20 protein-coding genes are annotated in these 22,216 nt (G+C 65.7%); 6 read left to right on the forward strand and 14 right to left on the reverse strand.

The window, feature by feature from the left end:
* Window positions 1-75 precede the first annotated feature (75 nt).
* Window positions 76-849: an SDR family NAD(P)-dependent oxidoreductase gene (locus EGH21_RS14210; protein WP_220619147.1), complete on the forward strand. Its 774-nt coding sequence runs from the start codon at window positions 76-78 to the stop codon at window positions 847-849.
* A 36-nt stretch (window positions 850-885) separates the two neighbouring features.
* On the opposite strand, the gene EGH21_RS14215 is transcribed toward EGH21_RS14210, so the two are convergent.
* The 7 genes from EGH21_RS14215 to EGH21_RS14245 all read right to left on the reverse strand — a co-directional run bounded on the left by EGH21_RS14215 (window position 886) and on the right by EGH21_RS14245 (window position 8,884).
* Complete coding sequence (locus EGH21_RS14215; protein WP_220619148.1) at window positions 886-2,034, reverse strand: ABC transporter ATP-binding protein; 1,149 nt, start codon at window positions 2,032-2,034, stop codon at window positions 886-888.
* Window positions 2,034-3,182 carry an ABC transporter ATP-binding protein gene (locus EGH21_RS14220; RefSeq protein WP_220619149.1) on the reverse strand — a complete coding sequence of 383 codons (1,149 nt, stop codon included), beginning with the start codon at window positions 3,180-3,182 and terminating at the stop codon, window positions 2,034-2,036. Before EGH21_RS14220 ends, EGH21_RS14215 begins: the two co-directional genes overlap by 1 nt.
* 2 nt (window positions 3,183-3,184) lie before the next feature.
* Window positions 3,185-4,117 (reverse strand): carbohydrate ABC transporter permease, encoded by a 933-nt coding sequence (locus EGH21_RS14225; RefSeq protein WP_220619150.1) that lies wholly within the window; start codon window positions 4,115-4,117, stop codon window positions 3,185-3,187.
* 1 nt (window position 4,118) lies between these two features.
* The gene (locus EGH21_RS14230) at window positions 4,119-5,075 is read right to left on the reverse strand and encodes a carbohydrate ABC transporter permease (protein ID WP_220619151.1); all 957 of its coding nucleotides are present in this window, start codon (window positions 5,073-5,075) and stop codon (window positions 4,119-4,121) included.
* 52 nt (window positions 5,076-5,127) lie between these two features.
* Window positions 5,128-6,474, reverse strand: coding sequence for an ABC transporter substrate-binding protein (locus tag EGH21_RS14235; protein ID WP_220619232.1), 1,347 nt, complete (start codon window positions 6,472-6,474; stop codon window positions 5,128-5,130).
* Window positions 6,475-6,653: 179 nt separating this feature from the next.
* Window positions 6,654-7,889, reverse strand: coding sequence for a mandelate racemase/muconate lactonizing enzyme family protein (locus tag EGH21_RS14240; protein ID WP_220619152.1), 1,236 nt, complete (start codon window positions 7,887-7,889; stop codon window positions 6,654-6,656).
* A 131-nt stretch (window positions 7,890-8,020) separates the two neighbouring features.
* Window positions 8,021-8,884 (reverse strand): fumarylacetoacetate hydrolase family protein, encoded by an 864-nt coding sequence (locus EGH21_RS14245; RefSeq protein WP_220619153.1) that lies wholly within the window; start codon window positions 8,882-8,884, stop codon window positions 8,021-8,023.
* 938 nt (window positions 8,885-9,822) lie between these two features.
* On the opposite strand from EGH21_RS14245, the gene EGH21_RS14250 reads away from it, so the two are divergent.
* Entirely contained in the window at window positions 9,823-10,545 is a 723-nt protein-coding gene (locus EGH21_RS14250) for an alanyl-tRNA editing protein (protein WP_220619154.1), read from the forward strand.
* Window positions 10,546-10,551: 6 nt separating this feature from the next.
* Here the strand turns inward: EGH21_RS14250 and EGH21_RS14255 are convergent, their stop codons facing one another.
* Window positions 10,552-11,295, reverse strand: coding sequence for a DUF7407 domain-containing protein (locus EGH21_RS14255; protein ID WP_220619155.1), 744 nt, complete (start codon window positions 11,293-11,295; stop codon window positions 10,552-10,554).
* Between EGH21_RS14255 and EGH21_RS14260 the strand changes: the two genes are divergently transcribed.
* Together EGH21_RS14260 and EGH21_RS14265 are read left to right on the forward strand one after the other, a co-directional pair.
* A complete protein-coding gene (locus EGH21_RS14260) occupies window positions 11,294-12,877 on the forward strand; it encodes a hypothetical protein (protein ID WP_220619156.1) in 1,584 nt (527 codons plus the stop codon). The genes EGH21_RS14255 and EGH21_RS14260 overlap by 2 nt on opposite strands.
* Before the next feature lie 340 nt (window positions 12,878-13,217).
* Entirely contained in the window at window positions 13,218-13,739 is a 522-nt protein-coding gene (locus tag EGH21_RS14265) for a halocyanin domain-containing protein (RefSeq protein ID WP_220619157.1), read from the forward strand.
* Between the two features lie 6 nt (window positions 13,740-13,745).
* Here the strand turns inward: EGH21_RS14265 and EGH21_RS14270 are convergent, their stop codons facing one another.
* On the reverse strand, window positions 13,746-14,327 hold the full coding sequence (locus EGH21_RS14270; protein WP_220619158.1) for a peroxidase-related enzyme: 582 nt from the start codon (window positions 14,325-14,327) through the stop codon (window positions 13,746-13,748).
* Between the two features lie 114 nt (window positions 14,328-14,441).
* Between EGH21_RS14270 and EGH21_RS14275 the strand changes: the two genes are divergently transcribed.
* A complete protein-coding gene (locus EGH21_RS14275) occupies window positions 14,442-14,813 on the forward strand; it encodes a NifU family protein (protein ID WP_220619159.1) in 372 nt (123 codons plus the stop codon).
* A 243-nt stretch (window positions 14,814-15,056) separates the two neighbouring features.
* Here the strand turns inward: EGH21_RS14275 and EGH21_RS14280 are convergent, their stop codons facing one another.
* Genes EGH21_RS14280 through EGH21_RS14290 form a run of 3 tightly spaced genes read right to left on the reverse strand, consistent with a single transcriptional unit; the run spans window position 15,057 to window position 18,259 of the window.
* Window positions 15,057-15,968, reverse strand: a complete 912-nt coding sequence (locus EGH21_RS14280; protein WP_220619160.1) for a carbohydrate ABC transporter permease — start codon at window positions 15,966-15,968, stop codon at window positions 15,057-15,059.
* A gap of 2 nt (window positions 15,969-15,970) precedes the next feature.
* Window positions 15,971-16,891 (reverse strand): carbohydrate ABC transporter permease, encoded by a 921-nt coding sequence (locus tag EGH21_RS14285; protein ID WP_220619161.1) that lies wholly within the window; start codon window positions 16,889-16,891, stop codon window positions 15,971-15,973.
* Window positions 16,892-16,900: 9 nt separating this feature from the next.
* Window positions 16,901-18,259, reverse strand: a complete 1,359-nt coding sequence (locus tag EGH21_RS14290; protein ID WP_328765649.1) for an ABC transporter substrate-binding protein — start codon at window positions 18,257-18,259, stop codon at window positions 16,901-16,903.
* A gap of 172 nt (window positions 18,260-18,431) precedes the next feature.
* Between EGH21_RS14290 and melA the strand changes: the two genes are divergently transcribed.
* Window positions 18,432-19,739, forward strand: a complete 1,308-nt coding sequence (gene melA / locus EGH21_RS14295; protein WP_220619163.1) for an alpha-galactosidase — start codon at window positions 18,432-18,434, stop codon at window positions 19,737-19,739.
* Between the two features lie 114 nt (window positions 19,740-19,853).
* Here melA and EGH21_RS14300 read toward each other — a convergent pair whose 3' ends face one another.
* Both EGH21_RS14300 and EGH21_RS14305 read right to left on the reverse strand, forming a co-directional pair.
* Window positions 19,854-21,035, reverse strand: a complete 1,182-nt coding sequence (locus EGH21_RS14300; RefSeq protein ID WP_220619164.1) for an ABC transporter ATP-binding protein — start codon at window positions 21,033-21,035, stop codon at window positions 19,854-19,856.
* Window positions 21,036-21,354: 319 nt separating this feature from the next.
* The gene (locus tag EGH21_RS14305) at window positions 21,355-22,170 is read right to left on the reverse strand and encodes an SDR family NAD(P)-dependent oxidoreductase (protein WP_220619165.1); all 816 of its coding nucleotides are present in this window, start codon (window positions 22,168-22,170) and stop codon (window positions 21,355-21,357) included.
* Between the last annotated feature and the right edge of the window lie 46 nt (window positions 22,171-22,216).

Raw genomic sequence — 22,216 nt, forward strand, 5'->3', positions numbered from 1 at the left:
CTACCGCGAACTCGAACCGAGCGTCGCCCACCAGCCTCCACAAAGGTCAAATAGGCACGCACAGACAGACCGAGTATGAGTGCGTACGACCACACGCCAGTGACAGTCGCGGGCAAGCGAGCCGTCGTCGTCGGCGGCACGAGCGGTATCGGGCAGGCCATCGCCGAGGGGTTCGCCGCGGAAGGGGCCGACGTCGTCGCCACCAGCCGCCGCGAGAGCGCCGTCGAGGAGACGGCAGACATCATCGAGGAGTACGGCGTCGACACCGCCCGCGTGACGTGTGACGTCACCGAGATGGCGACGCTCGAACGGGTCCGCGAGACGGCCGTCGAGGAACTGGGCGGCGTCGACGTCGTCGTCGCCTCACAGGGCGCCATCTCCCGCGAGACGGTCCGGGACATCGGCGACGAGGACTGGGACTTCGTGACCGACGTGGCCTTAGACGGGGTCCGCCGGGTCACGCAGGCGATGGTGCCCGCGATGGACGACGGCGGCGCTATCGTCAACATCTCCTCGCTAGCCGCCCGCCTCGCGATGGCGGACCTCCCGGCCTACGCGGCGGCGAAGGGCGGCGTCGAGGCGTTCACTCGCGCGTCGGCGAAGGAACTCGCGCCGGACGTCCGGGTCAACGCCATCGCCCCCGGGTTCGTCATCACGCCGCAGAACGCCGAGACGTACGCGGAGGGGACCGAGAAGCGGGCGAAGATCGACGAACGAGCGCCGCTCGGCCGGGTCGCCGACCGCGAGGAGATGGTCGGCGCGGCCGTCTATCTGGCGAGCGATGCCGCCTCGTACGTCACGGGCGAAGTCCTCACCGTCGACGGCGGGTTCGCCGATAGCGCGCTCTGAGCGGCGGCGGGAAACGAACGGGGCGTCGACCCGAAACTACAGGCGAAGCGCCTGCGGGTCGAGTTCCAGTTGCCGGGCGTGGAGCGCCTCGCCGGTGGCCGTATCGAAGACGTGAATCGTCTCCTCGGGGAGGTGGACGGTCACCGACTCGTTCTCCCCGACCTCTCGCATCCCCTCGGTGATGGCGACGAGGTCCTCGGTGCCCGTCGTCTCGCCGGGGAACTCCAGGTGGACGACGTTCTCGTTCCCCATCGGTTCGACGACGGTGGCCGTCATCTCGAACTCGTGGGCCGGGTCGTCGCCGGCCTCGTCGCGTATCGCCACGTCCTCCGGTCGGATGCCGACGATGACGTCCTCGGCGTCCTCGACGGCGTCGGCGACGGTCTCGGAGAAGGGGTACTCGATGCGGTCGGTGACGAACGACGACCCCTCGCGCCGCCCGGAGAGGAAGTTCATCGACGGTTCACCGATGAACTCGGCGACGAACAGGTTGGTCGGTTCGTGGTACAGTTCCAGCGGCGGGCCGACCTGCTGGAGGCGCCCGTCGTTCATCACGGCGATGCGGTCGGACATCGTCATCGCCTCCGTCTGGTCGTGCGTGACGTACACCGTCGTCACGTCGAGTTGGTGCTGGAGTTGCTGGAGTTCGGTCCGCATCTCCGCCCGCAGTTTGGCGTCCAGATTCGACAGCGGTTCGTCCATCAGGAACACCTCCGGGTCCCGGACGATGGCCCGCCCCAGCGCCACGCGCTGTTGCTGGCCGCCGGAGAGTTGGCCGGGCTTGCGGTCCAGCAGGTCCGAGATACCCATCATCGACGCGACTTCGGTCACGCGCTCGTCGATGTCGGTCTGTGAGAGGTCGGTCGACTCCTCCAGCCCGAACGACATGTTCCGGCGGGCGGAGAGGTGGGGGTACAGCGCGTAGGACTGGAACACCATCGCGATGTCCCGGTCCTGCGTGCGCACGTCGTTCAACACGTCGTCGCCGAGTCGAATCTCGCCGTCGGTGATGGTCTCCAGTCCGGCTATCATCCGGAGCGTGGTCGACTTCCCACACCCGGAGGGGCCGACCAGCACGAGGAACTCGCCGTCCCGAATCTCGACGGAGACGTCGTCGACGGCGACGATTTCGTCCTCGCCGTCCTCGAACACCTTCGTGACCGCGTCGAGTGTTAAGTCGGCCATTATACGTTCGTCACCTCCGCTTCCGGCCCGATGCGGCGGTTGTGCAAGGCGTCGCCGCTCTCCCCGTCGAAGACGTGGACGTGGCTCGGGTCGATGGTGACGACGACTTCCGAGCCCTGCTCGAAGATGTCGGTGCCGCCGGTGAGCGCGTGCAGGAGGTCGTCTTCGGCCGTGTCGTCCGGGTGGTTCAGGTGGAGGACGTTCTGGTCGCCGTGCGGTTCGATGACCGAGACGTGCATCAGGAACTCGTGGGCGCCGAGGTCGGACTCGTCGACGCCGTCGGCCGTCGAGACGGCGATGTCCTCCGGTCGGACGCCGAGGACGACGTCGTCGGCACCGTCGACGGCGTCCCGGATGGTGGCGTCGAACGGGTACTCGACGTACGTGCCGACGAACCGGCCGCCCTCGTTGCGCCCCTCGACGAAGTTCATCATCGGTTCGCCGATGAACCCCGCGACGAAGCGGTTCTCGGGCGCGTGGTACAGTTCCAGCGGGGGGCCGACCTGCTGGAGGTGCCCGTCGTCCATGACGGCGACGCGATCGGACATCGTCATCGCCTCCGTCTGGTTGTGCGTGACGTACACCGTCGTCACGTCGAAGCGGTGCTGGAGTTGCTGGAGTTCGGTCCGCATCTCCGCCCGCAGTTTGGCGTCCAGATTCGACAGCGGTTCGTCCATCAGGAACACCTCCGGGTCCCGGACGATGGCCCGCCCCAGCGCCACGCGTTGCTGCTGGCCGCCCGATAGCTCGTCGGGCTTGCGGTCCAGCAGTTCGCTGATGCCCAGCGTCTCGGCTATCTCCTCGACGCGGGCCTCGCGCTCCGCTTTCGTGTACCCCTCCTCCTCTTCGAGGCCGAAGCGCATGTTCGCGCGGACGGTCATGTGGGGGTACAGCGCGTAGTCCTGGAACACCATCGCGATGTCCCGGTTCTGCGGGACGCGGTAGTTCATGTGGTCGCCGGCGATGTAGATGTCGCCGGCCGTCGGCGTCTCTAGCCCCGCGAGACAGCGCAGCGTCGTCGACTTCCCACAGCCCGAGGGACCGACCAGCACGAGGAACTCGCTGTCGGCGATGTCCAGCGAGAGGTCGTCGACTGCCGTCGTCTCTCCGAACTCCTTCGTCAGGTTCTCGATGACGATTTCGCCCATCGTCATCCACCTCCCGTCCGCAGGCCCTTCGCAAACTGCTCCGCGAAGGCGACGTAGATGATGAGGGTCGGAATCGCGGCGAGGAACGCCGCCGACATGCGGATTCCGAAGTCGATACCGGACGTCGAGGCGCCGACGGCCGGGAGGATGAGCGTCACCACGGCTTCGGGCGTGTCGGAGCCAGTGATCAGCGTGAACGCGAAGAGGAACTCGTTGTATATCTGGGTGAACTGGTAGATGAACACGACGCCGAACATCGGCTTCGAGATGGGGAGCACGATGCGCCGGTATATCTTCGAGATGGACGCCCCGTCTATCTTCGCGGCCTCGACGAGCGAACTCGGGAGGCTCTGGTAGTACGAGCGAAAGAGGATGGTACAGATGGGAATCCCGTAGGCGATGTGGGTGATCATGAGGGGGACGAGGTTCGAGTGGAAGTCCTGCACCACCGGGAGCGTCTCGAACGTCGGCGCCAGCATCGACGCGAGCGGGAAGATGTTGTTCCAGAACCGCGCTAGCGGCACCAGCACCGCCTGATACGGCAGGAAGATACCGATGAGGAACAGTATCAGGAACAGCATCTGGCCGCGCCAGCGGACCATCGTGAGGCCGTAGGCGGCCATGCTCCCGAACAGGACGCTCCCGATGGTGGCCGGAATCGCCATGAACAGGGAGTTGAAGAAGGCGCCCGAGAGCTGTTCGAGCGCGAACTGGAGGTTGCCCCACGTGAACCCCTCGCCGGTCGGCGGCGCCAGCGGAATCGTGCGGGCGACGGCCTCGTTGGTCTTCAGCGCCGTCATGATGCCGGTCTCCAGCGGTGCGAGGAAGAAACCGATGAACAGGATGACCAGCACGTACTGGCCGATGCGGGCGAGGTTGAACTCCTCGACGAACGATGCGACGTCGATGCCGGAGTCGGACGTTGACTGTGACATGTTAGAGGCTCCCCTGTCTGTACTGGTAGTAGAGGTACGGCGCGATGACACCCAGCGCGAGGACCATCAGGTACGTCGCGATGGTCGCCGCGTAGGCCCACTTGCCGAACTTGAACGCCTCCCGGACCATCAGGGTCGCAAGGATGTCCGTCCCGTTGGGCGGCCGGTACCGGCCGGTCAGCGCGTACAGGAAGGTGAACGCCTTCAGCGCGAACACCATCAGGACGACGGCGGCGCTGACCGACGACTCCTTCAGTTGCGGGATGATGATGCGGAGGTAGGTCTTTACCGTGCTCGCGCCGTCGACGCGGGCGGCCTCGAACTGGTCGTCGGGGAGCGACCGGAGGCCGGCCAGATAGACGACCATCGTGTAGCCGCTGAACTGCCAGATGAGCGCGAAGATGATGGACCCGAGCGCTATCGAGGGGTCCCCTATCCAGTTGACGGGTTCGAACCCGAACGCCGTCACGATGATGTTCAGCAGGCCGTTGTTGTTGTTGAACATCCAGAGCCACATCTGGGCCGTGACGACGAACGAGAGGCTCATCGGCAGCAAGTAGATGGTCTGTACCTTGTCGTCGTACCGAATCCCCTGGTCAATGAGCACCGCGAGGAACAGGCCGAGAACGAGGCAAACCGTCGTGAACGTGACGAGCAGTACCAGATTGTTCTGGGTGGCCTGCAGGAACGCGTTGCTCCCGAGTACCTGCGTGTACATCTCGAGGTCGAGATTGCCCAGACTGTAGTCCGGCGGCGTCAGTCCCCGCGCGTCGGTCAGCGATATCGCGACGTTGAACCCCATGCCGCCGTAGACGGCGGCGCCCATGATGAGGAACGGAATCCCCCAGAAGGGCGAGGACCGCACGAAGTCACTGTTGAGGAAGTACCGCAACTTCGTCTCCCAGTCGACCTCCTCGGTCGGGGTTGTGGTTGCCTCTGCCGTTTCGTGGGTGTCCATAGGTAGTGTGATTTCGTTCCGGTATAATAAAATGTGTAGTTCGTCGACCCCGTTACTGGGACACGGCGTCGAGCAGTCCGTCGGCCGCCGCCTGCACGTCGTAGGGACCCATCATGTTCTCGCTCATCGCCGTCTTGCAGGCGCCCATCTGCTCTGGCGGGACGGCGAGGCCGTGTGCGATGGTGGGCGGGTACCGCTCGGAACTGGTCAGGTCCTCGTAGGTCAGGCCGATGAAGTCGCCGAGTTCGCCCGGGTCGATGTCGGTCCGGAGCGGGACGGAGCCTTTCAGGTTGTTGAACGCGATCTGGGCCTGTTTCGTCCCGACGAACTTCTGCCACGCGATGGTCTCGTCCTCGCTCGGGTTGTTCGCCGGCGCGACGATGGCGTCGATGTGGTAGCCGTAGGTGCCCTCGGTGCCGGGGAACGGTATCCAGTCCCAGTGCTCCTTGTAGTTGAACGAGTCGTCGACGCGGAACTGACCTGCGAGCCAGTTGCCCTGATGCATACAGGCGACTTCGCCGTTTATCATCTTGCCACCGACGTCGGTGAAACTCACCGAGGACGCGTCGTTGGTGATGTAGTTCTGCTGAATCTCCCGAACGACTTTCAGCGATTCGACGAGGGCCTGCCGGTCACCGTTGCCCTCGATGAAGTCCATGTAGGCGTCGACGCCGGCCTGACTCTGGAGGACCTGTGCCCACAGCTGGAGGACGGTCCACGGTGCGACCATCGCCTGTCCCATGGGTGTGATGTCCGTCTCCGTCTTGATGGCGTCGAGCGCGCTCATCAGCGAGTCGATGTCGTCGAGGCCCGACGGGTCGACGCCCGCCTCCTCGAAGGCCGCGATGTTGTAGAACAGGTTGTTCATCCGGTGAGAGCCCAGCGGGACGGAGGACATCTTGCCGTTGAACGTACAGAGTTCGACGGCGCGGTCCTGCATCACGTCCTTGTACCCTTCGGCGTCCCAGACGGACGATTCGAGGTTCATCAGGTTCCCGCGGTAGCGTTCGAGATTGTTCCCCGGCCAGTTCGCGAAGGAACTCATCGGGTTGTTGTTGACCATCCGGCGCAGAATCGTCGCGTTGAGGTTGACGTTCGCGCTCGCCCCGACGGCCTGGAACTGTGTCTCCATGTCGGGGTATTCGCCCTTGAACTCCTCTATGAGGGCCGTAATCGCGGCTTCACCGTCACCACCGGCCCACCCGTGGAGGACTTCGAGCGTGTCGTCCCACTGCCCGCCACCCCCCGAACCGTCGCTGCCGTCGCTGCTGCCGTCACTCCCGCCGTCGCTGCCGCCGTCGCCGCCGTCACTACCGCCGTCGCCACCGTCACCGGAACACCCGGCGATGCCGAGTGCGGCACCTGCGCTCAGCGCAGCGAGGTATCTCCGCCTGTCCATTGCCGAATCTGGTTTGTCACTGTCAACCATACGGTTTAGAGCGATAATCTACTAGAGTATAAAGCTGTCGGCGTTTCGGCCCGCAGAACGGGTAATCGTCGACGTCCGACCGGTGTCGGTGGTACACCTTCGGCGGACTTTCGGGACCGACACCGTCGTCGCCGACCGCGACCGTCCGCTCACGCCGCGTCGAACAGTTCCTGTCCCTCCGCCAGATGTGCCTCGACGGCGTCGAGGTCCAGCGTGAGGCCCAGCCCGGGCTCCTCGGGAACGTCCATGTAGCCGTCGACGATGAGGTCGTCTTCCTCGACGAGGTCCTCCCACCATCCGAGTTCGTAGGAGTGGTACTCGACGGCGAGCGCGTTCGGGATGGCGGCGCCGACGTGGGCCGACGCCATCGTCCCGATAGGCGAGGAGACGTTGTGCATCGCCACGGGGAGGTAGAACATGTCCGCCAGCGTCGCAATCTTCGCCGTCTCGCGCATCCCGCCGACCTTCGGGCAGTCCGGCGCGACGATGTCGACGCCCTCCTCGGTGATGAGGCGGCGCTGGCCGTGCGTGCGGTAGACGTTCTCGCCGGCGGCGATGGGCGTGCCCGTCGACTGGGTGACCTCGCGCTGGACGTCGTGGTTCTCGGGGGGGACGGGGTCTTCGAGCCACCACACGTCGTACTGTTCGAGTTCGCGCGCGAGGCGTTTCGCGCTCCCGCTGGCGAACGCCCAGTGACAGTCGAAGGCGGCGTCCGCTCGGTCGCCGACGCGTTCGGTGACCTGCCGGACGATTTCGGCCTTGTGTTCTATCTCCGGCCGGCGGAGGTGGCGGTTCGCACGGTCCTTCTCGTGGCCCGAGGGGACGTCGAGGTCGAACTTCAGAGCGTCGTACCCGAGTTCCTCGACGACGCGTTCGGCTTCGTCGGCACAGGCCTCCGGGTCGGCCTCGTCTTCGGTGTGACAGTCACAGTACGTCCGCACCGAGTCTCGGTACTTGCCGCCGAGCAGTTGGTAGGCGGGGACGTCGAGAATCTTGCCGGCGACGTCGTGCAAGGCGAGTTCGATGCCGGAGATGGCGGCGATGTCCTTGCCGGCGATGGAGCCCTCGCCGGACATCTTCTGGACCATGTGCTCGTACAGGCGGTCGATGTCCAGCGGGTTCTCGCCGACGACAAAGGGGGTCAACCGCTCGATTATCTCCGGCAGGGCGCCGCCCCAGTAGGCTTCGCCGTTGCCGACGGGCCCGGCGTCCGTGTAGACGCGGACGAGCGTCCACGGGTAGTTGCCGTCGACGATGACGGTCTGAACGTCGGTAATCTCGACGTCGCGGCGCTCGCCGCGGTCCGCCGTGAGGCCCATCGTCTCCGAGGAGAGGTCCCGCATCGTGTACTCTGCGTTGGGGTCACGCAAGTTTCCGTAGTGCATGCGACAGCGGTAGATACACACCCTCCGACAAAACACTTCCGGGCGTTCGGGCCGGAGCGCGGGCAGCGCGGCCGCTCGTGGCGTCACCGAGTGGAACGGCGGCCGGTCGTCTCGTCGGTGACGCGTGCTGGTCAGACGGTCGTCACGGGATTGCTCAGCGTCCCGATGCGTTCGACGTCGATGTCGACGCGGTCGTCCGCTCGGAGCGTGAACCCCTCGTCGGGGACGAGCGACGTCCCGGTGAGGAGGACGGCGAGTTCGGGGACGGCGTTGTGCGTGGTGTAACAGTCGACGAGTTCCTCGCAGGTGCGGACCATCTCGTCGGTGTTCGTCTCGCCGCTGTACACCCGTTCCCCGTCGCGGTGAATCGTCATCGAGATGGCCAGCGAGTGTGGGTCCTCGATGTCGGTGACGACGCTGGGACCGATGGCACAGCAGCGGTCGTAAACCTTCGCCTGGGGGAGGTACAGCGGGTTCTGTCCCTCGATAGACCGACTGCTCACGTCGTTGCCGATGGTGTAACCCACCGTCTCGCCCTCGTAGAGGACGATACCGAGTTCGGGTTCGGGCACGTCCCACTCCGAGTCGCGTCGGATACCGACCGCCTCGCCGGGACCGACCGTCCGACTCGGCGTCGACTTGAAGAATATCTCCGGCCGCTCCGCGTCGTAGACGTCCAGATACATGTCGGGGGTGTCACTCTCCTCCCGACGGGCCTCCTCGCTTATCTGGTAGGTGACGCCGGCGGCCCACACCTCGTCGGCGTGGACCGGTACGGTCCGGGTCCCGTCGAGGTCGTCCGGCGAGAGTTCGTTGTCGGCGGCGACGTGGCGCGCCGCGACGTCGTCGGGGGGCTGTTCGGCCACGTTCGCCGCCGCGAGGAGGTCCCGAAGCGACTGGAGGCGCGGCTTCGCGGCGGTGAGGTCGTACAGGCCCTCGCCCGTCGAAACGACGAGCCGACCGGTGTCTCCATCACTGAGCTGATAGTACCGCATACGGTCAAAGAATTAGTAATCATTAAAAAGTGTTTCGTCGGTGAGGGCGTGTTCCACGTGCGACGGCGAGCGAGCGTCCCGGCAATCGGGCGGTTCGACGCGTCGCACGCCTCCGTCGCGCCGGCCGAACCCACCGTTCCGACAGAATGACGAAGATACCGTCAATCCGGAAAACTGTTCAGCATTACTGAACGCAGTACGTAACAATAGTACTTCCGTTATTCCTACGATGTCGATTGTTCACATGCCCCGAGGAGCCTTCTGGAGCTAGATATCGGGAGTTTGAGCGAGGCAGTATGGCGACGACACATTGTCGTACTGAATGTTCTGGTGAAATTTTGTTCACTCTTTCTGAACAGCTCTCCCCCGAAGGGATACCGCCCGCTTCATCAGGTGAACACACGACGGATAGCGCCGAGGCGGTACGACCGAGAGAACGGCACGGTGTCGGTGTTCTGGTCAGTCTCGAAGTGTCTACACCGGAGTCGGGCACGCCGGCGCGTGAGTCGTGTCCCAGTTCGTTGGCTATCACGCACTCGACTGAGAGTTGCGCAATCGTAGTCGACTCTCTGTCGGCTTCCCCTCGATAAGACCGTAAGTTTAGACACTATATGCACATATACACGAATCTTGTCCCCGTTATCCTTATCTCGGAGCTCAATCTCGTATTTTGCTCATAGAATAGTCGTATATGCCCCCATTTCCCTATTATACCGGACTTTTACACATATATGTCCCTGATTGTACTTTCCTCGTGCTTTCTGCGGCCATATTCGGCCGAAGTGAGTGTCGGAGGGAGTAGAGCGTGGTCTGCCGCTATGGGCACTGTGGGCCGCACCCGTTCAGAGGGGGCCGCGGCGGACGAATGCCCGAGAGACGGCCCTCTACGTCTCGTCTCGGGCCGACGGTTTTTGTCGTCGGCCTGCCAACCGACGTCCATGACCGACCTTCGCTATCTCCCCGACGCCGACGACGTCACCGAGTTCGAGGCGACGGTGACCGACGCCACCGAGGAGTACGTCGTCCTCGACGGGACGTACTTCTACCCCGAGGGCGGCGGGCAACCGGCCGACCGCGGCCGCCTCTCGTGGGCCGGCGGCGGCGCGACGGTACGGGACGTGCGCAAGAACCACGGGGACGTGCGCCACTACGTCGAGGACATCGAGGGGGCGGTGCCGACGGCAGGGACGACGGTCACCGGCGAGATAGACGCCGACCGTCGCGAACGGTTGCGCCGGATGCACACCGCCCAGCACGTCGTCTCCCGCGTGGTACTGGACGAGTTCGACGCCGCGACGGCGGGCAACCAGATTCACGTCGACCGCTCGCGCATCGACTTCGACCCCGCCGACTTCGACGCCGAGGACGTGGCGACCATCGAGCGCGAGGCCAACCGCGTCGTCAACGCTGACCTGCCCGTCTCGAAGGCCGAGCGACCCCGCGCCGACGTCGAGGCCGAGACGCCCGAGGGCCGGACCCAGCTCGACCTGATTCCGGACCACGTCGACCCCCTGCGCGTGGTCGAGATAGCCGAGTTCGACACCTGCCCCTGTGGCGGCACCCACGTCGACCGCACGGGCGAAATCGGCGCTATCCGCGTCACGGACCGCACGTCGAAGGGCGCCGACGTCGAGCGAATCGAGTTCGAACTCGACGGGTGAGAGTGGTCAGCGGCCGAGCCGTCGGAGTCGCTGGGCCACACCGACGAGGACGAGGCCGACGAACAGGAGCGCCGCCAGTCCGAGGTCGAATCCGGGGCCGTCGCCAGCGGAGAGCCCCGAGGGCGGGTCGTCGTCCCACTGGTTGCCCTCGCTGACGTTCATCTGCCCCGCTTCGGTCCCCTCGACGGCGACGGTGCCGCCGCCGGCCGGGAACCCGATGGTGACCTCGTCGCGTTCGCCGGGTTCGAGCCGAACCGTCTTGTTGGCGACCGGCCGCCCGTCGACGGTGACGGTCAGGTTGCGCCGAGCGGGCCGGTCGCCGGGGTTCTCGACCGTCGCGGTGACGTTGGTCCGGTACCCCTGTCTGGCCCAGTCCGGGGGGCTGGTAGTGTTGACGACCCGGACCTGTCCCGGCTCCATCGAGACCACGGCGAGCGACGAGAGGCCGCCGGCGCTGGCGAGATACTGGCCGGCGTTGCTGTCGTATCGCGTCGGTAGCGCCGTCCAACTGCCGTTCGTGTACCGGTAGACGACGACGCTGTCGCGCGAGCGGTTGGCGGGCAGGGCCCGGTCGTCCAGTTGCATCGCCAAGGCGACGCTCCCGACCGCCTCGTCGTCGAGGTCAGTCTCGACGGCCACGTACCCCAGCGCGTCGCCTCTCGGGACCGGCGGCAGCGGGCCGGAGTCGCTCGTCGGTTCGAACACCGTCGCCTCGACGGTCGACTGGTCGGCGGCGAACGTGACGTTCATGCTGGACAGCGTCACCGCCGATGTCTGCGAGTCCTGCTCGGCGAGTTCGAACGACGGCGTCGCACTGTCTCCGGCGCTGGCTCCGCGAATCGTGACAGTGACGCCGTCCGCCGTCCGGGACTGCGTGATACGTAACCGGTCGCTCCCCGGGGCGTTGGCCTCGCCGGAGTCGCCCGAGCTGCTCCCGAAGTCGTCCCCACCGTCGTCTCCCGAGGCGGCCGACGGGCCGTCGTCGCTCGAACTGCCCCCGCCACCGCCCGAGGACCCGCCGCCGTCGCCACCACTACTGCCGCCGCCACCGCCGCCGGTGTTCGACGGCGCCGCAGTCGGCGCGTCGGTCGGCGTCGGCGAGTCCGTCGGGGTCGGTGACGGCGTGGGCGTGTCGGTGGGCGTCGATGTCGGCGTGTCCGTCGGGGTCGGCGACGACGGGAACAGCGGCGGGAACAGCGGGTCTGGGGTGCCGGTCGGTATCGGCGTGAGCGTCTCGGTCGGCGTGGACGTCGGTGTGTCAGTCGGCGTTTCAGTTGGTGTCGGCGAGTCTGTCGGCGTGTCCGTCGGCGTCGGGGTGGGCGTCGGCGAATCTGTCGGCGTTGGCGTATCGGTCGGCGTCGGGGTGGGCGTCGGCGGAGGGGTCGAGGGCTCCGTCGGTGTCGGCGAGTCTGTCGGTGTGTCAGTCGGCGTCGCAGTAGGCGTTGGGGTAGGCGTCGGCGTGTCAGTCGGCGTGGGCGTGGGTGTCGGGGTATCCGTCGGGGTCGGTGTCGGCGTGTCTGTTGGTGTGGGGGTGGGCGTCGGCGTTGGAGGTGGTGTCGACGACTCCGTCGGTGTCTCGGTTGGCGTCGGCGTCTCAGTTGGCGTCGGGGTGGGTGTCGGGGTATCCGTCGGGGTGGGTGTCGGCGTATCTGTTGGTGTGGGGGTGGGCGTCGGCGTTGGTGGTGGTGTCGACGACTCCGTCGGTGTCTCGGTTGGCGTCGGGGTAGGCGTCGGCGTGTCCGTCGGCGTCTCGGTCGGCGTTGGGGTAGGCGTCGGTGTGGGCGTGTCCGTCGGTGTGGGTGTCGGTGACGGTGTGGGTGTCGGTGACGGTGTGGCCGTCGGCGTAGGAGTCGGTGTAGCCGCCGGTTCCAGCGTGGCTGTGGCGGTCGGCTCTGGGGTCGCTGTCGCCGTGGGTTCCGGTGTCGGCGTGGCCGTTGGAGTCGGTTCCGGTGTCGGCGTGGCCGTTGGAGCCGGTTCCGGCGTCGGTGTGGCTGTCGGTTCCAGGGTCGCCGTCTCCGTCGGCTCCGGTGTCTGTGTCGGGGTCGGCGTGGGCGTCGCAGTCGGTTCCAGCGTGGCTGTGGCGGTCGGCTCTGGGGTCGCTGTCGCCGTCGGTTCCGGTGTGTCCGTCGCTGTCGACGGAACCGACGGCGTATCGGTCTCCGTCGCCACCTGTAACGTACTGTCCGATGAAGAGACGGCCGCAGACGTATCCGTGAGCGCGCCAGCGCCCACGAGCGCCGTGGCGATGACGACCGAGAGACTCAGGAGGAGGGCCAACAGGAGGCGCGAGAGTCGGCGGCGACCCATGGCGGCCCCTCCGTCTATCGTATGATTAGTTACCCGCAGGCAAGGATTCGATAAGCCCGACTTATCGGACCGCTGGGCACTCGGTCGAACGCGACACTGTGCGGTCGCGACCCCCCGAGAGACCGACCGACGTCGGCGCAACGGTCACCCGTACCGCACGACACTGGTCTTTCTCACGTCGACGGGAGTGCGGAAAGCCGTGGTTGCGACCGGGTGAGGCGTGGTGGACGGTCCGCTCCCGACCACCACCGGGTGTCTGCCGGGACGCGGCCGACGGAGTGTAGCAGGTACCAAACACGGCTCTGCGGCCGTTCGGGCCCGGAAGAGTGCGGATAACTATCAGACGGCGTAGGCGAGGAGTAGCCATGGCCCAACGCGTAGCGTCACGGCGACAGGTCCTCCGAGCGGCGAGTCTGGCGGGCGTGGTCGGTTTAGCTGGCTGTGGTGGCGACGGCGGCGACGGCGGTGCCGACGGCGTCACCGGCGACGACTACCCGACGATAGACGAGTGGCTGACCGAGACGGACCTGGGCGGGGCGGACGACACGTACGACGGGTCGTTCGTCGACCAGCGAGACAGCGACAGCGTGACCGTCGACGTGGGCGCCGAGGGCAACGGCGGGGCGTTCGCGTACGGGCCCTCGGCGCTCGTCGTCTCGACGGGCACCGAAGTCCAGTGGAACTGGACCGGCGAGGGGAACCCGCACAACGTCGAGGCGCTCCCGGAGGAGCAACTCGGCGAGTCCGACTACGAGTTCAGTTCCGGCGAACCAGAGGGCGGGTCGGGCGTGAAGTACACGCGTACCCTCGGCGAGGCCGGCATCGTCCTCTACCACTGCGAACCTCACTTCTCGCTCGGGATGAAGGGCGGCATCGCGGTAGAGTGAGCGGCCTCAGTCGTCGCCGCGACCGAGGTCGTAGAACTCGTCGTTGGGTCGCATGTCCGCGAGGTGGGCCAGCCTGTTCGAGAGGTTGAAGAAGGCCGCGACGCTGCCGATGTCCCAGACTGCGCGGCGACTGAACCCGTGGTCCTCCAGTCGCTCGACGTCGGCCTCGGTCACTGCCGCGGGGCGCTCGGTGAGTTTCACCGCGAAGTCGAGCATCGCACGGTGTGCCTCGCCGACGTCCGCAGTCCGGTGGTTCGAGGCGATTTGCTCGGCCAGTTTCGGCGCGTCGGCGTAGATACGCAACAGCGCCCCGTGGGCGACGATACAGTACAGACAGTCGTTGACTCCGCTGACGGCCACGACTATCATCTCGACCTCCTCGCGTTCGAGTTCCGTCTCCTCGACGAGGGCGTCGTGGTAGGCGAAGAACGCCCGGAAGTGCGACGGGCGGTAGGCCATCGCCGAGAAGACGTTCGGCGTAAAGCCCGCGCGGTCGGTCTCCTCGTCGATACGTGCCTGCAGGTCCTCGGGCAAGTCGTCGTAGTCGGGTACCTCGAAGCGCCGCATCGCGCCGTCCGTGTCAGTCATACACACACTGGCGTCGCGGGCGCGCTTCAAGCTTGGCCCGACCGGCCGACCGGCGCGGTGCCGAACGAATCAGTCCAAAGGTCTAAGCCTCCCCGGCCCGGACGTATTGTCACTATGAGCACGGAGACAGAGGACGGGGACGACCTGCGCGAGCGCATCACGAACTTCCTGCGCCGGAACTTCCCACAGATTCAGATGCACGGCGGCAGTGCGGCTATCGAGGAGATAGACCGCGAAGAGGGCAGCGTCACCATCCGCCTCGGCGGCGCCTGTTCCGGCTGTGGCATCTCGCCGATGACCATCCAGGCCATCAAGACGCGCATGACCAAGGAGATTCCCGAGATCAACGAAGTCGTCGCGCGCACCGGGCAGGAACAGCAGGAGGGCATGGCCGGCGGTGCCGGCACCAGCCCCTCGTTCCCCGGCGAGTCCCGCGGTGGCGACATCGGCGGCGACGACGACGAAGGCCCCGAAGCGCCGTTCTGACGCCAGACTTCTCCCGTTTTTCCCGACCGAGTAGCGGTAGCTCCGGTCGAGCTGTGCCTGTGCGTAGCTGTGCGGGTATTTCTGTCGTTCTGGTCGAAAGTGTACGTATACGATTGGCTTTCGGCACTATTCGATACTGTGTGGGGTATGACGAGAGAAAGTAGAGGCGCTTCGAGAGGATTTGGCCGTGTATTTTCTTTTTCACTCCCAGATGTGGAGAGTGTAGAGAGAACGGGGTTCGTTTCAGGCGCCTTTCATCCCGCCACTGGCGAGTCCTTCGACGACCCACCGCTGGACCAGCGCGAACAGCACGATGACGGGCACCATCGTGAGCGTCGCCGCAGTCAGTAGCAGTTCCCAGGCCACGGCGTTCTGTGACTGGAACAGTTGCAGTCCGAACGGGAGCGTCCGGGTCGCGGCCGTCTGGGAGAGGATAGAGACGAACAGGTAGTCGTTCCACGAGAGGATGAACGTGTAGAAGCCGGCGACGGCGATGCCCGGCAGGGACATCGGGACGATGATGCGCCCCAGGATGTCCAGATGCGAACAGCCGTCCATCTTCGCGGCCTCGTCCAGCGATTTGGGGATGTCGTCGAAGTACCCCTTCAGCAGCCACGTCCCCAGCGGGATACCCAGCACCGAGTGGGCGACGATGATGCCCAGCAGCGAGTCGATGAGCCCGATGGTGAACATCATCAGGAAGAACGGGATGAGGATGAGCACCCGGGGCAGCATCTGGGTCCCGAGGAACGTGAACAGGAGCCCGCTCCGTCCGGGGTACTCGAACCGGGACAGCGAGTACGCCGCCAGCACGCCGACGACGAGCGTGATGGCCGTCGTCGTCGTCGCGACGATGGCGGAGTTGATGAAGTACTGCTGGAACAGGCCGGTCGACATGACCGTGACGTAGTTGTCGAGCGTGAAGTCACTCAGCGCGGGCACGAGTTGGGACGAGTACAGGAACTCCGCCGACGTGAACGTCACCAGCACCATGTAGAACACCGGGAGCAACAGGAACGTCATGTACAGCCCGATGACGGCGTAGACGGCCAGTGCCCGGCGCGGCGACATGTCCTCTGCGAGCCACGCGTCGAGTCGGTCGGCGAACGAGCGGTCGGTGGCTTGTGTCGTCTGCTGGTTCGTTTCGGTTGCCATGGTCAGTCACGAGCCTCCAGATGCGCGTACACGACGGTGAACACCATCATGATGAGCAGCATGGTGACACCGATGCTCGCGGCGTAGCCCATCGCGTACTGTTGGAACGCCTGCTTGTAGATGTACGTCGCCAGCACCTCGGTGTTGCCCAGCGGGCCCCCGCCCGTCGACAGGTAGATGATGTCGAAGTTGTTGAACGTGAAGATGACGTGGAGCACGATCATTATCATCGACACGTACGATATCTGCGGGAGCGTGATGTAGCGGAACCGCTGGAGCGGGCCGGCCCCGTCCAGCCGCGCGGCCTCGTACTGGGTGTCGGGGATGGACTTCATCGCCGCCATCAGCGCGATAGCGTAGAACGGGACGTTCCGCCAGACGTGCATCAACACGACCAGCGGGAACGCGACGCCGGGTTCGCCGAACCACGCGGTCGTCTCCATCCCGAGGCTCCCGAGGATGATGTTGACCGGGCCGAACCCGTTCTGCGTGAGGAACCGGAAGATGATGACCATCACGATGATGGGCAGGACCCACGTTATCATCGACAGGCTGCGGAACAGCGCCGCGCCGGGCACCTTCTCTTTCAGCGCCAGCGCGAGCCCCAGTCCCAGCACGTACTGGATGGACACCGCCAGCGCCGTCAGCAACACCGTGTGCCACAGCGCCGTCTGGAAGCCCGCGGCCCCGAACAGTTGCGCGAAGTTCTGGAGCCCGACGAACGTCTGCTGCTGGGGGCTCAACAGCGACGCCTCGTAGAACGCCAGCTGGATGCCCCGGAGCGTGGGGTAGATGATGATTATCCCCATGAGCACGACCGAGGGGAGCACGAGGGCGTACCCCAGCCACGTCTCCTCGAGGAATTCCCGGAACTCCGTGCCGTATCGGGCCAGTGCGCCCGGCTGCCCTGTTTGGGTTGCCATGCGCGTCTCCTAGAGGTCCTTCGCGAGCGTCTTCAGTTCGTCGTGGAACTGGTCCCCGGCCTCGTACGGGTCGGTCTGGCCGTAGGCGACCTCCTGCATGTACGTGTAGAAGGGGCCACGGACCTGTCCCCAGCCGATCTTCGCCAGCGCGCGACCGGTCTTGAAGACCTCGGTGAACGGTGCCCAGTTCTCGTTGGTGATGGTGGACTCGACGTCGGTGTGGACCGGCGTCATGCCGTTCCCCTTCGCGTCCTCGCCCATCGCGGTGAGCGTATCCGGCGAGGCGAAGGCCGCGGCGACGCCCTTGGCCGCCTCTTTCTGGTCGGAGTGGCTGTTGACCATGACGGGCTTGACCTCGAGGAACGTCCCCTTCGACGCGCCCTCGCCACGCGGGAGGTGGCTCACGAGCGTCTTGTTGTTGAGGATGTCCTTGGTCTTCTCGCTGTTGTTGATGTTGTCCCCGGAGGTCCAGCCGCGGAGCCACGTCCCGCACTCGATGAACGCCCAGCGACCGTTGAGGTAGCCGGGGTCGTTGACCTGCCAACCGGTCCCGAGCGTGTCGGGGTCGCCGACCGGGTCGTCGGCGGCGTAGATTTGGTAGTACCAGTTGTCGAATATCTGGCCGAGCTGGTCGGCCGTGATGTCGAGTTTCCAAGAGTCGCCGTCGGGGACGTACAACTGGTCGGTGTGCTGGTAGACGTGGGACATCCACTCCTGGAACGCCCGCACGCTCCCCTTCTTGGTGCAGTTGTGGTAGGCGTAGGTGTCGTCGTACTCGCTGTTTATCATGCGGCCGACCTCGTGGAACGCCGAGGCCGACTGCGGCACGTCCTGTCCGAGTTCGTCGAGGATGTCCTGTCGGACGATGAACGCCCGAGCGTTCCCGTTGTACGGGAGGCCGTACAGTTTCCCGCGGTAGGTCAGCGCGTCGAGGGCGCTCTGTACGTACCCGTCGTACCACGGGAGCCCCTCGGCGAAACTCCCGATAGGTTCGAGGTGGTCGGCCTTGACGTACTCGGTGAGGTGGCTCAGGACCCCCTCGATGACGTCCGGGTCACCCGTTCGAGCGCCGGTGAGGTACTTCTGCCGGAGGTCCTCGTAGGCGAAACGCCCCATCCGCGGCTCCTGTCCGATGCGCTCCTCGGCGTTCTTCAGGAACGTGGTCCGCCAGATGGGCTCCGACCCGTCGTTCGGGAACGCGTAGTTCCAGAACAGGGGTGCGTCGCCGCTCCCGCCGCTGCCCCCGTCGCTACTGGTACTGCCACCGCTGCCGTCGCCGGTGTCGCCGCCCATCTCGTCTGCGGCCCCGTCGCCGCCGCCCCCACAGCCAGCGAGGCCGGCGGTGGCGCCGACGCCGAGTGCCTTCACGAGTGACCGCCTACTGAGACCGGATGAACTACTGTCTGACATGGTGCAAACCCTAGCAGGCACATTGACCCATCCCTATTTAAAATTTTCCCCGGTCGTTCATCGACAACCGGTGTGACAGTGGGTCGCGCGCCAGTAGATTTATTACTCGGAACCCGGGAGAGTACGGTGCATGCCGAAGATAGCCTTCGTCGGAGCGGGTAGTATGGTGTTCGCCACGAAACTCGTGGGGGACATCCTCTCGTTCGACGAACTGAACGACAGTACCATCGCGCTGATGGACATCGACGAGCATCGACTCGACCAGACGACCCGCGTCGCCGAGGCGATGGTCGAGAACGAGGACCTCGACGCGACGGTCGAGTCGACCACCGACCGCGTCGAAGCACTCGACGACGCCGACTACGTCCTCAACATGATAAACGTCGGCGGCACCGAACCCTTCGAGAACGAGATTCGCATCCCGGAGGAGTACGGCGTCGAGCAGGCCATCGGCGACACCATCGGGCCGGGCGGCATCTTCCGCGGCCTGCGGACCATCCCGACGATGCTGGACATCGCCAGCGACATGGAGGAGTTGTGTCCCGACGCCCTGCTGATGAACTACACGAACCCCATGTCCATCCTCTGTCAGACGATGTTCGAGGCGACGGACATCGAGACGGTCGGGCTGTGCCACAGCGTCCCCCACACCGCCGAGGCCATCGCGGACTACGTCGACGTCCCCGAGGACGAACTGGAGTACTGGGTCGCGGGCGTCAACCACGTCGCGTGGTTCCTCGAAGCGAAACACGACGGCGAGAGCGTCTATCCGGACCTCCGCGAGGCCTACGACGACCCAGAGACCTACGAACGGGACACGGTGCGCTTCGAGATGATGAAACACTTCGGCTACTTCCCGACCGAGTCCTCCCACCACATGTCGGAGTACGTCCCGTACTTCCGGACCGACGAGGACACCATCGAGGAGATGACCGGCACGGACTACGCAGAGCGGATGCCCACCGCGACGTACCTCGAAGGCTGGCAGGAACGCTCCGAAGAGCGTGACGACCCCGAACTGGGCGTCGACCTAGACGAGGTCGGCGTCGAGCGCTCCGAGGAGTACGCCTCCCGTCTCATCCACTCCATGGAGACGGACACGGCTCGCCGGTTCAACCTCAACGTCAGCAACGAGACGAACGCCATCACGTCGCTCCCGACCGACGCCTGCGTCGAGGTACCGGTCCTCGTCGACGGCACCGGCCTCCACCCGTGTTCGGTCGGCGAACTCCCCAACTCCGTGCGCACCTTCCCCCAGCAACACGTCGCCGTCCACCAACTCGTCGTCGAGGGCGCACTGGAGAACGACCGCGAGAAGATTCACCGCGCGGTCAAGCAGGACCCGCTGACCGCGGCCCAGTTGACCCTCCCGGAGATTCACGAGATGACCGAAGAACTGCTGGCCGCCAACGAAGCGTACCTCCCGGCGTTGCACTGAGTCCGTCGCCGACGGTGTGTTATCTTTCTCCGTTCGATCGGTACGTCCAGTGCCGACTGTCGAGTCCTAGAACAGGGCGGACGATACCGTGGTCGGGCGACGGCGGTCCGTGACTCACTCGACGCCGATCTCGACGCCGGTGGCGTCGTCGAGTCCGGCCAGCGCCTCCACGTCGTCGCTGTCCGGCGGCGCGCGGTTGCGGAGCGCCTCGCCCGTCTCGGCGTCGAAGACGTGGATGCGGTCCTGCGGGAACTGCACCGTGAGCGTGCGGCCCGACTCGATGACGATGTCGCCTTCGAGCGTCGCCGTGTACTGCTCGCCGTCGATATCGAGGTAGACGTAGCTCACGTCGCCGAGCGGTTCGGTGACCTGCACCGTCGGCGAGAGAGCGTTGTGGGTACCCTCGGGCACCGCCTTCACGTCCTCGGGGCGGATGCCCAGCGTGAACCGCGACCCGTGTCCCTCGACGTCGGCGTAGACGTCGTCGTCGAGTTCGTACTCGAAGGCGTCGTGGACCAGCGTCGGCGTCGGCCCCGACGTGTCGAGTTCGACGTCGAAGAAGTTCATCGAAGGCGACCCGATGAACCCGGCGACGAACCGGTTGGCCGGTTCGTGGTAACACTCCAGCGGCGTCCCGAGTTGCTGGAGTTGCCCGTCGTCGAGGACGGCGATGCGGTCGGACATCGTCATCGCCTCCGTCTGGTCGTGCGTGACGTAGATGGTCGTCACGTCGAACTCCTGCTGGAGTTCCTGCAGTTCGGTCCGCATCTGCGTGCGGAGCTTCGCGTCCAGATTCGACAGTGGCTCGTCCATCAGGAACACCTCCGGTTCCCGGACGATGGCCCGCCCCAGCGCCACGCGCTGTTGCTGGCCGCCCGAGAGCTCGTCCGGTTTCTTCTCTAAGAGCTCTCCGATGCCCATCATCTCGGCGGCGTTCTGGACCCGGTCGGCTATCTCGTCGGCGGCGAGGTCCGTCGTCATCTTCAGTCCGAACGCCATGTTCTCGCGGGCCGTCATGTGGGGGTACAGCGCGTACGACTGGAACACCATCGCCATGTTGCGCGACTTCGGCTTCTTGTCGGTGACCGTCTCGCCGTCGAGGACGATGTCGCCCTCCGTGGGGTTCTCCAGTCCGGCAATCATCCGGAGTGTCGTCGACTTCCCACACCCGGAGGGGCCGACGAGCACGATGAACTCGCCGTCGTCTATCTCGGCGTCGAACGAGTCGACGGCGACGATGTCGCCGCCGTCGTCGTGGAATACCTTGGTGAGGTTCTGAATGGCTAGTTCGCCCATGCCTCATCAAATATTGTAGGAGGTGTTAAATCTTGCCACGAGTCGGGCGAGCGGGCACGGCGGTCGCTACCCGGTCGACTCGGGCGCTACTGTTTCCAATATGTGAACGAGAGCCGGATGCCGAGTCGACCCGGACATGGTCGTGTCCGGACGTGCGCGCGAGGCGGTACTAGCGACGACCGCTCCAACCGGAGACACCGCACGCGGGCGAGCGGACCGGTGCACGGCGGCGGCGTCGGGTCGTCGGGGTCACAGACGTCCCGGCGAACCCGACAGCGTCGGACGGCCGTCAGTTCGCTTCCGCGGCGGTGGGCCGGCCTCACTCGGCGTCGGCTCGGTACTCGCGGTACAGTTCGTCCTGCATCACCTGACTCCGGCCGCCGTCGACGAGGACGCTCTCGCCCGTGACGAACGTCGCGTCGTCGCTCGCGAGGAACGCGGCCACCCCGGCGACGTCTGCGGGCGTGCCGAGTCGCCCGACGGGATGAATCTGTTCGGTGTACTCGTAGTCGTCACCGAGTTCCTCGCGCGTGCGCTCTATCTCTACCCACCCCGGGTTGACGGTGTTGACCGTGATGCCCTGCGGCCCGAGTTCCAGCGCCATCGCCCGCGTGAGGCCGTTGATGCCCGCCTTGACGGCGTTGTACGGGAACAGACCGGGCATCGTCAGGAAGGCGTGGTTCGAGGACACGTTCAGGATAGTGCCGCCCTCGGGCATCGCCTCGACGGCGTGTTTCGCACAGAGCCAGAACGAGCGGAAGTCCGTCTCGACGACGAACTCCCAGTCCGAGAGGGTGGCCTCGCTCGCCGTCGTCTCCGTCTGGACGCCCGCGTTGTTCACGAGGACGTCGACGCGGCCGTACTCGGCGACGGTGTGGTCGACGAGCGCCTCGATCTCCGCGGGGTCGCGCACGTCCGCCCCCACGAACGTCGCCTCGCCGCCGTCCTCACGGATGGACGCGGCGACGGCCTCGCCCGGGTCCCGGGAGCGGCCGGTGACGATTACGGAGGCCCCTTCGGCGGCGAAGCGGCGGGCGACGCCCTCGCCGATGCCCCGGGTCGACCCCGTGACGACGACGACACGCTGTTCGTGACGGTTCGGGACGGCGTTCGCAGTCGGGTCTGTCGAAACCATCTATCCCCACTGCGCCCCCGACCGAGAAATAGCTGCTGGACGACAG

The organism is Haloarcula rubra (genome assembly GCF_019599465.1).
Lineage (GTDB): Archaea > Halobacteriota > Halobacteria > Halobacteriales > Haloarculaceae > Haloarcula > Haloarcula rubra.